Raw genomic sequence first — 14,194 nt, 5'->3', positions numbered from 1 at the left:
AGCCCTCTCGCGCCGGAGCCCCAGCCATGAAACAGGGAGTCCCCCGTGAACCCGTCCCCGCACTACCTCACACCCACCGCCGCGGTGACGGCCGCGTTCAGCACGAGACCCGCGCCGCCCACCCCTGTGCCCACACGGCGTCCCGACAACGTCAAGGAGGAGTCCGAGCCCAAGCTGTTACGGCTCCCCTTCAAGGTGCCTGACGAACCAGTGTTCGTGTGGGACGGCAGCGTTACTGCGACCGCCGCAGCCGGCAGGAACGCCCGTCTTCTCGTTCGGACTCGCCTTACGGTGGCCCGGTGGCCGGGTGATGTCGAGGACGCAGCCCGGATCGTGGAGAAGCTCGTGGACAACGCGGTCAAGCACACTCCTGTAGGCGAGACCGACAAGATCCCGGTGCATCTGTACGTCGACTCCGACAGCCAGCTGCTGGTCGAGGTCGATGACCCGATGCCAGAGTTCCCCGGCTTCGCCGCCGCGGTGGCCTGGCACCCGGCCAAGGAGAACGAGAAACCTCGCGGCCTGTGGCGGGCACGGGAGTGCGGGGCCGGACTTGCGTTTCGCCGTCGGCGGGACGCGAACGGCCTGGTGATGGGTAAGGCCGTTCAGGCTCTGCTGACCGGGGCGGTTCCGGAGGTCTCGGCATGACGACGACACAACTGCCCCGTCGTGATTCCAAGGTCGACCAGCGCCGCCCTGCCCCAGAGGTCCACTTCAACGAACCGATGTTGAGGGGCGTGCCCCGGGAGCCGGCTGAGGACATGGGCACTTTGGCCGACCGCATCCGGCGCCTGATGACCCTGTCGACCGGACAGCAGCTCACGCTTCCGCTGGGCGGACAGTACTTCGACATTGTCGTCACCGCGAGCGGTACCGCCGCATACGGGGTGGTGAGACTCATGGACGAGATCCAGCGGTCCCCGGGTGACGCCCCGGACGCCTGCGGCCCCGTCATCGAGGATCCCCAGCGTGGCTGGCTGATTTGGCTCGTTCCGCCTGGGACAAGTGACCGATGGGCGCCCCACCGCTTCGCGATGTGCCTCGGCAGGCCGCATCAGCTTGCGCTCCCTCCGCTGGACCGGACCGAGCCGCCTGGCCCGTACTGGCTGAGGCGTTGCCGCAGCGACCGCCTCGTGCCTTCCGGGCCGCTGCGGGATCACCTCAACCAGTTCCAGCCCGGCCCAGTGCCGCACGAAACGCTACTCAGCTCGGTACTGAGTGACATCTCGTGATCTCCGCGTATGGCGAGGCGCCCCGTCCTCTCCGCACGCGGCACTAGCTCCCTGCTGCCGGGGCTTCCATTTCCCCCGGTCTCGGCGGCAGGGCCTCGACCGTAAAGGACTCAGGGAGCGGGCGTCACGGCTCCACGACCCAGACCTCCCTGTCGATGAGGAACCCCATGTGCCAGCACCAACCACCATGTCCGCCAGCAGATGCTACGGATCGTGAAGCCGCTCGTGCCGCAGCTCACCAACCGGCACAGGGCTGGACCCTGCTCTGCAACGGTGTCCTCCTCTTCGAGGACACCGGAGAGCTGCTGCCGGACGGCCGGATCGTCGAGCCGCATCGTCCCCTCTCGAATGTGATGAGGGCTGCGGCATGACCACCCTTCCCATGCCCTGGTCTGCCGTCGTCCCGTACATCACCGCGCGGCGTGGCGAGGATCCCGACTCAGCCGCGATGCTCGGTCTTCGCCCTGGTGGGGGAGGACTCTGCTACCTGGACGAGGGCCCTAGAGATCGGGACGACCAAGGGGTCCTCTGGGCCCGGTGTTCCCAGAGTCGCGAAGACGGTTGGCCCGTCGGCCCTCCGCGATGGGGGGAGGTACACCCGTCTCGGCAGCGCGAGACGATGAGCGGGCTTCGGTGCCAGGTGTGCGTTGTCCAGCCGGCCAGCCGCACCGCCAGCGGTTACCTGTTCCTGGCACCGAGGCCGAGTGATTCGGTAGGGGCTGACTGGGCAGAGGGCTCCCGTACCTGGCAGCCACCTCTCTGCCTTGAATGCGCTGTGCTTGCGGTCAAGCAGTGCGGCTATCTGGCAAGAGCCGGAGCTGTGGCGCTTCGGGTGCGTGTGCCACGCCTGTACGGGGTGATCGGCACTCCTCTACACCACCGGCCCCGGCATGCGGCCCGTTCCCGTGAGGGTCAGCGACGAGGCCAGGGATAGGCCCTTGTCCTACAAGGAGCATCTGCTCAGGCCCTGGTTCCTGGCCTCTCAACTCGTACGCGAGCTGCGCGGTGTCACCGTCGTCGATCTCGAACAAGAGGTTGCGACAACCACCGAATAGACGGCCGCCCCGGTGGACCGGTTGCTTCGAGCCCGGTTCATCGAGGCGGCGCAAGAACTCCGATCCGAGGGCACGCGGCGGCCCCGCACTATCCACGCGCGGGGCATCGCCCCTTGGGCCGGTGGCCGGTAAACGCCTCTGTGGCGTAGCTGTCTTCATACGCTCATGCAGGTCTCCGGCAGCACAACCATCCCGTAAAACCGCTTCGAGCAAAGGGAGTTGTAATGAGCCCCCAGATCACGCACGCCACGCAGATGCAGCCGCAGGGCGCGGGTAGCACGGACGGCTTCGACCTGGACGTCACGCTCGTCGAGGTCTCCGACCCCGCCGGTCTGGTCAGCCTGACGGACGACGGCTGCGGCGAGACCTGCGGCGCGTGCACCACCAACGTGGCCTGACCATAGGGCACACGTCCACCCAGGCCGGTGCCTTTGCCCGTCGGGTGAAGGCACCGGCCGCCCTTGGACCACGGAGGTCGTGATGGCGTTGAACAGCGCGTTCCGAGTCGGGAAGACCGCTCTCTTTCGCGCGGTCGCGTGGCCGACGCTTCCGGTCGGACCGTGCCCCGACCTTGGCGACTCGTCGCCCAGCAGCGCGACTGCTCAGCTCGCCTGGTTGCGGGAGGTTTGGTCTAAGGAGGAGATTGTCGAGTCCCTGGAGCACGCTAGTCCTGCCCTCGCTTCTCAGGTACGGGCCTTGTGTTCATCCAGCACCCCGTCTCCGCGGGATGTGCGCCGAGCTGCTACTTCCGTGAACCGCTACCTGCTGCGTGCCGAACACCGGGCGACTCCTTACGGCCTCTTCGCCGGCGTGGCCGCAGCCGAGATCGGGCCGCGAGCGGGCGCAGCATGGGGTTCTGATCACGTGGTTGTGAGTCGGGCGAGCGCGGAGTGGCTGGCGGCTGTTGTCGAGCGGCTGGAGTCATGCCCTGAGCTGATGGATCGCCTTCTGGTGACCTGCAACAACACGGCCATGGAGCGCGGTGGTCGTCTCATCCTTCCGTACCAGTCCGACACGCGGCGGCGCGCTGTCGAGGCGTCCCTTGCCCTGACGGATCCGGTGCGGGCCGTTCTGGACGCCAGCCGACAGCCGGTGCGCGCCGGTGTCCTCGCCGACAAGCTCGCCGCAGACTTCCCGGCGGCCGGACCCGAGAAAGCACGTCGGCTCGTGCGGGACCTAGTCCGGCACCAGGCGCTGATCTCCTGCTTGCACGCACCGAGCACCGAAACCGACGCCTTGCACTACCTGCTAGTCCAGCTCGACTCCGTGGACGCCGACACCGTGCCCAGTGTCTCGGATCTGGTCAGCGCGCTGCGCGCTGTGCAGGCAGACCTTCACGGTTGCGGTGTGCGCAGCGGCCGGGCCCGTGCCACTTCGAGGATGAGGGCTCTGGTCCCGGGCCTGCAGCGCCACCCTCTGGCTCTCGACCTTCGCCTCGACGCGCGTATTGACCTGCCTGAGGAGGTTGCCCGCGAGATCCAGCGGGCGGCCAGCGTCCTGACCAGAGTCAGCGCCCTCCCGTACGGGACTGCCGCGTGGAAGGCGTACCAGCGTCGGTTCTACGAGCGGTACGGCATCGGCACGATGGTGCCGCTCCGCGAAGTCGTCGCCGACAGTGGCACCGGATTCCCCGATGGGTATCCGGGCGCGCCGGCCGACGATCGCAGACGCCGACTCTCCGAACGGGACGACACGTTGGTACGCCTGGCTCAGGCCGCCGTACTCGACGGGCACGACGAGGTGGTCCTAACTGATGACTTGATCGCGGCCATGGACATCGGGCCCGAGCGCCCGCGGGTGCCCCCGCACGTCGAGGTGGGCGTCCGGGTGCATTCCGCCAGCACGGGGGATCTTCAACGCGGGCGCTTCCGGCTAGAGGTCATGAGCGTGTCCCGTGGGGTCGGCGTCACCACGGGCAGGTTCCTCAGCGTGCTGGCTGCGGAGGACCGCGAGCGTCTGTTCGCCGAGCTGTCTGACCTGCCGACGGCAGACGCCGACACCATTCCCGCCCAGCTGTCCTTCCCGCCGCTGCTGTCTACCAGCGCCCATGTCACTCGAACCCCGCAGGTACTGCCCACCGTGATCGGTGTGCAGGAACATCGCGCGGCGAGCGGGGACGTGCTCACGCCCGACGACCTGGCCGTGGCCTGCGATGGCCGCCGCATGTACCTGGCCGCGCCCGAGCGTGGCCGCCGCGTAGAGGCCGTTGGCATGCACGCACTGAACCTCAGGGAGCACACCCCGCCGCTGGTGCGGTTCCTCACCGAACTGTCCCGGGCTCAGTGCGCGCAGGTCACCCTGTTCGACTGGGGTGCTGCGAACGCGATGCCGTTCCTACCCAGAGTGCGGTACGGGCGCACCGTGCTCGCCCCCGCGCGGTGGCGACTAGAAGCGGCCGAGCTGCCCGGACGCAACTCCCCCCACTACGACTGGGACGCGGCTCTCGATCAGTGGCGGAGCCGGAGGCGGACACCGCAGCGGGTCTACCTCGCCGAAGGGGACCGGCGCCTGCTCCTCGACCTCGACCAGGCAGGGCCTCGGACGCTGCTGCGCCAGCATCTGGCCCGCGTGCGCTCCGCCGTCCTCGTTGAAGCACCGGACCCTGCCGCCTACGGGTGGTGCGGCGGACGAGCACACGAGGTGATCGTGCCGCTCAAGGCGACGAGACCTCCAGGGTGGCCAGCCTTGCCGCCCCCTACGTCGGCCCGTACCTTCTCCCGAGCGCAGATCCAGACCCCCGGCGCCGCGTCCTTACTGCTGGCCACGCTCTATGGCGACCTGAGGCGCCAAGACGTACTACTCGGTCAGCACCTCCCGAGGCTGCTGGACCGGCTGGGCGGCCCACCGTGGTGGTTCATCCGCTTCCGGGATCCTGAACATCACCTACGAGTGCGCATCGCCCTGCCCGAACCCGCCGCCTTCGCTGAAACCGCCCAGGTAGTCAGTGCCTGGGCCGACGAACTACGCGCTGCCGGACTGCTGGCAGACCTGAGATTTCCCACCTCTTACCGCGAGATGGGGCGCTGGGGCTCCGGTGCGGCCTGGGACGCTGCCGAAGCAGTGTTCCGTGAGGACTCCCGCACCATCGTGAACCAGCTCGCCCTGCCCCAGCGTCCGCACCAACGGGCCCTGGTGGCCGCGCACACCATCGCCATCGCCACCACCTTCCTCGGCAGCCAAGAGGCCGCGATGGAATGGCTGATCGACCACATCCCGTCCGCAGCCCCCGCGCCGGTACCGCGCCCGGAGTTCACTGAGACCGTACGGCTGGCCGATCCGTCCGGCGGCTGGGCCGCGCTGCGCGGTGCCCCCGGCGGGTCGGCCATCGTGGATGCTTGGGCCGATCGGGACGCGGCGCTCGATACCTACCGACTCCACTTCCCCGGCCCGGACACCCAGGGCATCCAGGTGGACGACGTCTTGTCCTCGTTGCTGCACGTCCACTTCGTCCGGCACGTCGCGGTCGATTTTCCCGAGGAAGCCGTCTGCCTGTACCTCACGCGCGCCGTCGCCCTGGCCTGGATGTCCCGGAGGGCACAGTGACCAGCCATGCCGCGTTCCAGATGGCGGAAGAGATCGCGAACCTACTGGCTGACCCTGCCACCGCCCCGGTCGGCTCGGACACAACAACGACTCACCGGCAGCAACTTGCCTACGGGCCGACGGGGATCGCGCTGCTGCACATCGAGCGGGCCGCCCGCGGCCTCGGCCCGTGGCAGCATGCCCACGCCTGGGTGACTGCTGCTGCTCGGCAACCGTTGACCAGCGGGTCTGACAGCCACCCCTTCTACGGGGCTCCTGCCCTCGCGCACGCCGTGGCCTGTATGGCGGAGCACCATGACGGTCCGTACCAGCGCGCTCTGGACACCCTTGACGCGCAGCTCACTGCCGACGTCCACCGACGGGTCGACGCTGCGCATCGACGCATGGATGCGGGCATGCTGCCGAAGCTGTCGGAGTTCGATGCGATCCGTGGGCTCGCCGGCTACGGCGCCTACATCATCCGGCGCTACCCCGACAGCGACGCCGCGCATGCCGTCCTGGGGTACTGCGTGCGCCTGACCGAGCCCATCACCGACAGCGGAGACGTGTTGCCGGGATGGTGGGTGACGAGTGGACCTTCCGGAAGGCGAGACGAGCGGTTCCCCGGCGGCCATGCCAACACCGGACTCGCGCACGGCGTCGGAAGCGTACTCGCGCTCCTGGCCCTGGCAGTTCGTCGTGGCGCTCTGGTCGAAGGCCACCACGACGCTATGCGAAGCATCCTGTCCTGGCTGGACCGCTGGCAAGAGCGGACAGGGCGGGGCTCTGTGTGGCCGTACTGGGTCACCCGCGCTGAACTCCGAGAAGGGCGGCTCGCTCCGTCCGCGGCGCGGCGGCCGTCCTGGTGCTACGGCACGGCGGGCGTCTCGCGTGCTCAGCAACTCGCTGCCTTGGCCCTCGGCGACACCGCTCGGCAGATCGAGGCGGAGGAAGCGATGGTGTCCTCCCTCACCGACCCTGCTCAGCTGAAGACCACGACAGACAAGGGCCTGTGCCACGGCACTGCGGGACTCGCCCATATCGCCGCCCGCATGGCGGCAGACGCTCACCCCGCGACCGCCGTCCAACTCCGTGCCACGACCACGGCACTCCTGACCACCGTTTGCCCAGCAGGCATCGACCCGACGGATGCCGCAGTGGCAGAGGTTCAGGGAGATGCCGGTCCTGGGTTCCTCGACGGCGCCGCCGGCATGGCCCTGGCGATCCAAGCCCCGGCCACCGGTGTACCACCCCACTCCGCGTGGGACGCATGCCTGCTCATCGACTGACCGCTGCCGACCCAAGGACCCGCCATGTCTTCCGCCTGGCACCAGTACAACGTCACCTTCGCCGACCGCGAGACCGGCAAGCGTGTCATCAGCGAACGCCTCGGCCCCGCGCTGCTCGCCGCTGAGGATGCCGGACAGATCGACGGCTGGTGGTTCATGAACAAGCAGCCCTGGCCCCTGCGCTACCGTGCGGGCGAGCCGTCCCGTCAACTTGAGTGGCTCCTGTCCGACTTGGTGAGCGCCGGCACAGTGGTGTCCTGGGTGCCCGGGATCTACGAGCCCGAGACCACCGCCTTCGGCGGCGTAAGCGCCATGGATTTCGCTCACGACCTCTTCCAAGCGGACAGCCGTCATCTGCTCGCCTACCGGCCCGGACCGGGACGCCTCGGGCGGCGGGAGACGGCCGTCCTCCTGATAAGCGCCATGATGCGTGCCGCGGCGCTGGACTGGTTCGAGCAGGGTGACGTGTGGGCAAAGGTCGCGGAGCTCCGCCCGGCAGCGGCCCAGCCGCTCGCCCCGGAGAAGACCGCCGCCCTGGCGCCCGCCATGCGCAAGCTGATGACCGCGGACGCCCACAGCCTGTGCAGCCCTGGACGGCCGCTCGAAGGGCACGCGGACTGGGTCGCCGCCTTCGAACGAGCCGGTAGCGCACTACACGACCTCGCAAACAGCAACGGCCTCACCAGGGGTCTTCGGGCCGTCATCACCCATCACGTGATCTTCCACGCCAACCGTGCAGGGCTTCTCCGAGATGACCAGCACGCCATGTCCCACATCGCACGAGAGGTAGTAATGGGATCGAGTGACAACAACGCGTCGACCACGGACGCCAGGGTCTCCGCCGCTAGCGTCAGGGCGGTGAACACCGACACGCTCAGCACCGTCGAGCCCGAAGCCGCACGACTCCGCAACGCCCTGGTCGACAAGATCCGCGAGGCGGGCTACGCCCGAACACCCGCCGTCGAGACGGCGCTGCGCACCGTACCGCGCCACAAGTTCGTGCCCGACGCGGCGCTCGAAGACGCCTACGCGAACGCGCCCGTCAACATCAAATACGACACCGACGGCACGTCGATCTCCTGCGCCTCACAGCCCGGAATCGTGGCCCTCATGCTGGATCAACTGGAGGTCCAGCCCGGTGAACGCATCCTCGAACTCGGCGCCGGCACCGGGTACAACGCCGCCCTGCTCGCCTACCTGGTCGGTGAGAGCGGACACGTCACGACCATCGACGTCGACGACGATCTCGTGGAAGGTGCCCGGACCCACCTCGCTGCCGCCGGATTCACCAACGTGGAGTGCCTGACCCGGGACGGGGCTGTCGGCCACGCCTCGGGCGCCCCGTATGACCGGATCATCGCCACCGTCGGCGCGCATGGCGTCCCCCACGCCTGGATGCAGCAGCTCGCGCCCGGCGGACGGCTCTTGGTCCCTCAGCGTCTCAAGGGGAGCGTCTCTCGTTCCATCGCCTACGAGCAGAAGGACGGGCGATGGACGAGTGTCAGCAGCAAGATGAACACATTCATGCCGCTGCGACGGGGCATCGCTGATGACGACCGCCGCGTCATCTCGCTCAGCTCGGACGGCACCGTACGGCTCCAGGCGCCTGCCGGGCAGCCCATCGACGCCCAGGCCCTGGCCGGAGTCCTGGATCAGCCGCGCACTGAGGAATGGACCGGCATGATGGTCCGCGCCATGGAATCGCCCGAGTGGATGGAGCTGTTCGTCTCCTGCTCGCTGCCTTCCGGCCTGATCCGCATGCTCTTCCCGAAGGACGCCAAGGGCACCATCCTCACCGACGACCCCTACCCGTCGTCGACTGCGGCGATCGATAAGGGCGCCGTGACGTACCTCGCCCGACGTCTCTCGGACCAGAAGACCGCCGAGGGCGGCAAGCTGTGGGAGTTCGGCGTCATCGGCCATGGGCCCGGCAGTGATGAGCTGGCCGCACAGGTCGCGGACGCCATTCGCACCTGGGACCGCGAGTACCGCGGTCGCGAGCCCAAGTTCGAGATCCGGCCTCTCGACGCCCCGGCGGTCGAGCATGCCCCCGGGCTCTTCGCGATCGACACCCCGCTGAACCGCATCGTCATCGACTGGCGCTGACGCAGACCGAGGGTGAGGAAGGCGGTGCCTGTCCTGTAGCTGACGGGCACCGCCGGTCGCCCTCGCTCATCCCGATCACCGTTGCCTCAGGGGGAGGACACATGGACCCGCACGGCCCGATAGCCCGGCGATTCCCGCTCGTTGCCCGATTCCGGCCCGCCTGCCTGCCCCTGCCCGCCCGTGTGCGGTCGCTGGCTGAACTGGCCGACAGAGCGTCGAAACAGAGTGAGCCAGGACTGGCCTCCACCGTCTTCAACCAGGCCGCGCTCCTCGCCTCCGACCTTGAGCTGCCCGACATGGCCCGATCGATGTGCCATCGGCACGCGGACGCGTACCTCCGGGCCTGTCCGCTGCCAGCCATGAGCGCCATCCGTGGGCTGGAGCCCTTGGTTAACCTCGCCCGCCTGCAGATTCGCGCCGGCCAAACCGACGACGGACGCCAGCGGCTCCTGGGCCTGTACGAAGCTGTTGGTGCAGGCCGCGCCGCCGTGTTCGAAGGCATCACCGTTCCGGATGACCTCACCCGAACTTCCGAGGACCGACGGGAAGTGCACGCCTGGCTCTGGCGCGTGGTGCTCGCCGACGGCACGCGCACCCTCACGACCACGGGCCGCTGGCCGGAAGCCTTGGCCCATATCGAGCAGCATCGAGGCGTGGGCACACGGATGCTCGACGGACGGCAGGTCGCCATAGTGGCCGCCCTCACGGCAGGCGACACGGAACGCGCCGCAGAACTTCTCAACGGCACGACTGCTGGCGATCCGTGGGAGCAGGCCGTCAGCCACTGTCTGACGGTGCTATGTCGCCGCTACGCGAACCAGCCGTTCGACGACTGCTTGGCCGATCTCGTGAACGTTTTCCTCCGCCACGAAGGCAAGCCAGGCTTGACCGTATTTGACACCCGCCTCGGCCTCACCGTGCTGGACGCGGTTGAATTCGCCCAGCACCCTGGCGCTCGCCCAGTCGCAGAAGACCTGGTCCGGCGGGCGACGGAAGCGCAGAACGGCTATGCAGCTCGTGAACTCCTCGCGCACTACCTGTTCACCACGGTTGCGACAGGGCGCCAGATTCAGGATTGCACTGACTTGGTCCGATCTTGCGGCCTCGGAGGAAGGGTTCTCCCGGAGGCACTGCACCACACGATCTCAGCCGCGCTGGACTCCAGTGAAGTGGTGATCTCTCGTTCGCTGGGCGCCACGAAAACGGGCAGCGCCGCACAGTAAGAACGACTCGGAGAATCTGAACCGTCTGCGGGCGCGGCTACGCTCGAACGCATGAGCGTGCCTACTGAAGGGCTGACTCTGGGGGCCGTCAGCACGATCGTCGAGAAGAAGATTCTCACCAACAAGATCCGGATCTATCGGCCTGGCGAGCCGGTGTTCAACCCGGACACGGGCCAGTACGAACCCGGCCCGCCCGTCACCGTCTACGAAGGCCCGGGGGCGATCTTCCCCGCGAGCGGGCCATCCGTCGTGCTGCACCTCGCCGGACAGGCGTACGTAGACGACACCCCGTCCCGGTACCGTCTCCTGACTCCGCTGTCGGCGCCCGTGGCTTCCCGCGAGGACACCGTGACTGTCGTGGAGGCTGACGACGCATCGGCCGTCGGGCGAACGTGGCGGGTGATCGACATCGGTGAGACCTCCACCCTGAGCGTCGTTCGCACGACGTGGGTCGACCAGAACACCCAGAAGACGGGAACGGCGACGTGACCACTGCCATCGATCCGGAGGAAGTTCGCAAGTAACCGGTGACCACCACACTCCAGCCCAGGTGGGTGTAGGGGTCGATGGCGTCGGCCTCATAGGCGACGACGACGCCGGATCCGTCGGCCTCCTGGGCACGTGAGGTGAGGGCCGCGCCCTCGTGGGTGCGGATGACGATGTCGCCGTCGTTCAGGAGGTGGTTCACCGGGCGCACGGTCGGCAGCGCGTGCCGGGTGAAGACGATCCGGCCGAAGGAGACACTGCCCAGAAGCCGCAGCGCCTCATCGCGGTCCAGCTCGACGCTCTTGCGTGGCCCGGAGGGAGGTGTCCGGGTGGGGCCGATGGTCATGGTGGGCTTCCGTGGGGGCTCGTTGCTCACTGCCGTGTGTCTCTGCTCGACGTGCGGGATGTGAACGGGCGCCCGTCCGCGGCGGAACGCCAAGCGCACGCCGTGGACAGACGCGATCAGGTCATTGGAACCGGGCCGGGACTCCTCACACCAGGGCCGTTCGGCCCTGGTCCGCGTCCGGTCGGCCCTTCAGGCGGTCCGTCGTAGTCGGCCGGCGCCTTGAGTCCGCTGGTGACCAGCCGGTCCACGGCGACGGCGGTGTCGGAGGGCGCGCCGTGGCTGGTCGCCGCCTCGGTTCCGGCGTCGTGACGGGTCATGGGGTGGGCCTCCCTCTGTCGGAGCCGCCGGGCGTGGTCAGCGGTGGACGGGTGCGAGCGGCACCGCGCAGTTCGGTGCAGCTTCCCCTCGACCTTCGTGCGGTCCGCCCTTCGTCCCCAGGTGCCGACGGTCTCTGCCGGGGGCCTGACCGGCACGGCTCCAAGCGGGACGGGCGGCCGGCCGGTTGGCATCCCCGACCGGCCGCAGCCGAAGACCCTGACCGCGTCGGCCGCCGTCCGGGCCGCCGCGCCACGGAGGCGGAGTAGCCGGCCTGCGGGCCGCCTCCCGGCGGTCCAGCACCCTGGTCATCCGACTGCGCAGCGGGTCGGCCAGTTGGTGCGCCGTCGCCTTCCGTGCGTGCACGACCAGGCGGGCATCCCCCCCAGCGCTCCGCCCCGTGCCCAGGGCTGTCGGGTCCCCGCGGACGGGCCGGAAGTCCCCGGCCCCTCTTCCACCGGGCCGGTCTCGACTACGTCTCCTGCTCGCCGTTCCGCATCCCGGCCGCCCGTCTGGAGGCCGGACGCGCGGCTCTCGCCGGCACCGATACGAGCGACAGCAGGTGAAAGACGAGGCCAGGGCAGCCGCCGTGCACGGCGCCGGCCTTTGCCCATCCCTACGCGGCCCGCGCCGCGATCGCCCCGGAATCGGGCCGATGGGGCACATCCCGGGCCTCATCGGCCCTCATCACCCGTGGTGATCAGCACCTACGGTGAAAATGACAGCGCCCAAAGCGACCGGAGAAGACCAAGTGGAGATCATTGCGTACGGCGTCCTCACGGACGAGGAGCCGCTGCTGCGGGAAGCGTTCGACAAGGCGTTCTCGGGCCATCACGAGCTGCGCTGCCTCGGACTCTTCCTGGACCGGGACACCGCGCCGACCGCGCTCGGGCACGAAGTGGTGCTCAGCTGCGTCAACGACACCCTCGACGCCGACGTGCTGCGTGCGCTGGCCGAGGGCGGCACCCGGATGATCGCCCAGCGGTCCACCGGCTACAACAACATCGACCTCGGCGCCGCCAAGGAACTCGGTCTGTCGGTGGCCCGCGTCTCGTACTACTCGCCGTACTCGGTGGCCGAGTTCGCCTGGACCCTCGCGCTCGCGGTCAACCGCCGTATCGTCCGGGCCGCGCACCGCACCCGGGAGTTCGACTTCCGGCTCGACGGGCTGATGGGCAGGGACCTTCGTGGCCGGACGGCCGGGGTGGTGGGCACCGGAAAGATCGGGACCGCGTTCGCGCGGATCGCCGACGGCTTCGGGATGCGGCTGCTCGGCTGGGATGTAGCTGAGAGTGCCGACTGCCTCGCCCTCGGCATGGAGTACGTTCCGCGCGAGCGGCTGTTCGCCGAGGCGGACCTGGTCAGCCTGCATGTGCCGCTGCTGCCGGACACCCACCACCTGGTCGATGCCGGGGCGCTGGCGCTGATGAAGAACGACGCCATTCTGGTCAATTCCAGCCGCGGTGGCCTGGTGGACACCGACGCGCTGCTGGCGACGCTGCGCGCCGGGCGGCTGAGCGGCGTCGGGCTCGACGTGTACGAGGAGGAAGCCGGCGTGTTCTTCCTGGACAAGTCACTGGAGGTCATGACCGACGAACGCCTCGCGCGGCTGATGACCTTCAGCAACGTCCTGGTCACCTCCCACCAGGCGTACTTCACCAGGGACGCCGTAGGCCAGATCGCCCAGACCACGGTGACCAACATCGAGGACTACCTCGCGGGCCGCACCGGCGACAACACGCTGGTCAGGCCGCAGACGGCCTGAAGTGCGGCGCGTGCGGCGGCGCAGCCGCCGGTGGTCCGCCGCCTGGTACTCATAGCCGATGGGCGAGACAGCCGGCGCGGGAAGGAGAGCACCGATGGACACACGGCAGTCGGACGCGAAGACGGTGGCAGGCCTGGTCGCCGGGGCCGTGGCCGCTCCCTCCATGCACAACGCGCAGCCCTGGCGCTTCCGTTTCGTGGTGAGTGAGCGGGTCCTGCTGCTGTTCGCCGACCTCGAGCGCGCCGTGCCCCGCTTCGACGCCGGGAACCGGGCCCTGCACATCGGCTGCGGGGCGGCGCTGTTCAACCTGCGCGTCGCCGCCGCGCAGGCCGGTTTCGCCCCCGTGGTCGACCTGCTGCCGGACCCCGCCGAACCGCTGCGGCTCGCCGCTGTCCGGCTGGGCGAGGCAGGCGCCGCCGTGCCGGCCGAGGACGACCTGGCGCGCCTGCACCCCGCCATCTGCCGTCGGCACACCAGCCGGCATCCCTTCGAAGAGGAGGACATCCCGGAGGGCATCCAGAGGGCGCCGACCGCACCCGGGCCGACCACGCCCTGCGCGCCGACACCCGGCGCCTGGTCGAGCAACCGACCGGGGCGAGGGCGGAGTACTGGTACGAACAGGACGCGACCGAGGAACCCGGCTCCCGCACGGGCCTGATGAACCTCGGCGGCCCGGACCTCCCCGCCGACGTCTACCTGTGCGGCTCGCTTCCCTTCCTGCGCGCCGTCCGGACCCAGCTGCTCCAGGCCGGCATCCCCGCACGCAGCATCCGGTACGAGGTCTTCGGCCCCGACCTGTGGCTGGCACACGCCGAAGGCTGAGAAACCGCGCGGCAAGCGATCCGGAGCCCGAGC

13 protein-coding genes and 1 pseudogene are annotated in these 14,194 nt (G+C 69.2%); 12 read left to right on the top strand and 2 right to left on the bottom strand.

The genetic code is table 11. The annotated features are described in order from the left end of the window. Positions 1 to 45: 45 nt before the first annotated feature. The 9 genes from LZ604_RS27950 to LZ604_RS27910 all read left to right on the top strand — a co-directional run bounded on the left by LZ604_RS27950 (position 46) and on the right by LZ604_RS27910 (position 10,916). Complete coding sequence (locus LZ604_RS27950; RefSeq protein ID WP_234518398.1) at positions 46 to 648, top strand: ATP-binding protein; 603 nt, start codon at positions 46 to 48, stop codon at positions 646 to 648. Then, a complete protein-coding gene (locus LZ604_RS27945) occupies positions 645 to 1,232 on the top strand; it encodes a hypothetical protein (RefSeq protein WP_234518397.1) in 588 nt (195 codons plus the stop codon). The genes LZ604_RS27950 and LZ604_RS27945 overlap by 4 nt, the downstream gene beginning before the upstream one ends. A 167-nt stretch (positions 1,233 to 1,399) precedes the next feature. After that, positions 1,400 to 1,603 (top strand): DUF5999 family protein, encoded by a 204-nt coding sequence (locus tag LZ604_RS27940; RefSeq protein ID WP_234518396.1) that lies wholly within the window; start codon positions 1,400 to 1,402, stop codon positions 1,601 to 1,603. Between the two features lie 908 nt (positions 1,604 to 2,511). Continuing rightward, positions 2,512 to 2,685, top strand: a complete 174-nt coding sequence (locus LZ604_RS27935) for an FxLD family lanthipeptide (protein ID WP_234518395.1) — start codon at positions 2,512 to 2,514, stop codon at positions 2,683 to 2,685. Between the two features lie 82 nt (positions 2,686 to 2,767). Continuing rightward, positions 2,768 to 5,830 (top strand): lantibiotic dehydratase, encoded by a 3,063-nt coding sequence (locus tag LZ604_RS27930; protein ID WP_234518394.1) that lies wholly within the window; start codon positions 2,768 to 2,770, stop codon positions 5,828 to 5,830. Next, positions 5,827 to 7,098, top strand: coding sequence for a lanthionine synthetase C family protein (locus LZ604_RS27925; RefSeq protein WP_234518393.1), 1,272 nt, complete (start codon positions 5,827 to 5,829; stop codon positions 7,096 to 7,098). The genes LZ604_RS27930 and LZ604_RS27925 overlap by 4 nt, the downstream gene beginning before the upstream one ends. A 24-nt stretch (positions 7,099 to 7,122) precedes the next feature. Then, positions 7,123 to 9,204 carry a methyltransferase, FxLD system gene (gene fxlM, locus LZ604_RS27920; RefSeq protein ID WP_234518391.1) on the top strand — a complete coding sequence of 694 codons (2,082 nt, stop codon included), beginning with the start codon at positions 7,123 to 7,125 and terminating at the stop codon, positions 9,202 to 9,204. A gap of 101 nt (positions 9,205 to 9,305) precedes the next feature. Next, positions 9,306 to 10,427 (top strand): hypothetical protein, encoded by a 1,122-nt coding sequence (locus LZ604_RS27915; protein WP_234518390.1) that lies wholly within the window; start codon positions 9,306 to 9,308, stop codon positions 10,425 to 10,427. Between the two features lie 51 nt (positions 10,428 to 10,478). Next, positions 10,479 to 10,916: a DUF6093 family protein gene (locus LZ604_RS27910; RefSeq protein ID WP_234518388.1), complete on the top strand. Its 438-nt coding sequence runs from the start codon at positions 10,479 to 10,481 to the stop codon at positions 10,914 to 10,916. A 31-nt stretch (positions 10,917 to 10,947) separates the two neighbouring features. Here LZ604_RS27910 and LZ604_RS27905 read toward each other — a convergent pair. Together LZ604_RS27905 and LZ604_RS27900 are read right to left on the bottom strand one after the other, a co-directional pair. Then, positions 10,948 to 11,259 (bottom strand): annotated as a pseudogene (locus tag LZ604_RS27905) (pyridoxamine 5'-phosphate oxidase family protein); the annotation flags it as partial. Between the two features lie 116 nt (positions 11,260 to 11,375). Beyond that, positions 11,376 to 11,576 carry a hypothetical protein gene (locus LZ604_RS27900; RefSeq protein WP_234518386.1) on the bottom strand — a complete coding sequence of 67 codons (201 nt, stop codon included), beginning with the start codon at positions 11,574 to 11,576 and terminating at the stop codon, positions 11,376 to 11,378. A gap of 749 nt (positions 11,577 to 12,325) precedes the next feature. Between LZ604_RS27900 and LZ604_RS27895 the strand changes: the two genes are divergently transcribed. The 3 genes from LZ604_RS27895 to LZ604_RS36380 all read left to right on the top strand — a co-directional run bounded on the left by LZ604_RS27895 (position 12,326) and on the right by LZ604_RS36380 (position 14,161). Next, positions 12,326 to 13,339 (top strand): 2-hydroxyacid dehydrogenase, encoded by a 1,014-nt coding sequence (locus LZ604_RS27895; protein ID WP_234518384.1) that lies wholly within the window; start codon positions 12,326 to 12,328, stop codon positions 13,337 to 13,339. A 94-nt stretch (positions 13,340 to 13,433) separates the two neighbouring features. Beyond that, a complete protein-coding gene (locus LZ604_RS27890; protein WP_372482213.1) occupies positions 13,434 to 13,997 on the top strand; it encodes a hypothetical protein in 564 nt (187 codons plus the stop codon). Beyond that, entirely contained in the window at positions 13,997 to 14,161 is a 165-nt protein-coding gene (locus LZ604_RS36380) for a hypothetical protein (RefSeq protein ID WP_372482212.1), read from the top strand. Before LZ604_RS27890 ends, LZ604_RS36380 begins: the two co-directional genes overlap by 1 nt. The last annotated feature ends 33 nt before the right edge of the window (positions 14,162 to 14,194 follow it).

Origin of the sequence: Streptomyces glomeratus (assembly GCF_021462825.1) — a bacterium.
GTDB lineage: Bacteria > Actinomycetota > Actinomycetes > Streptomycetales > Streptomycetaceae > Streptomyces > Streptomyces glomeratus.
The sequence above is the reverse complement of the archived record's forward strand: the minus strand, read 5'-3'. Positions and strand labels throughout refer to the sequence as shown.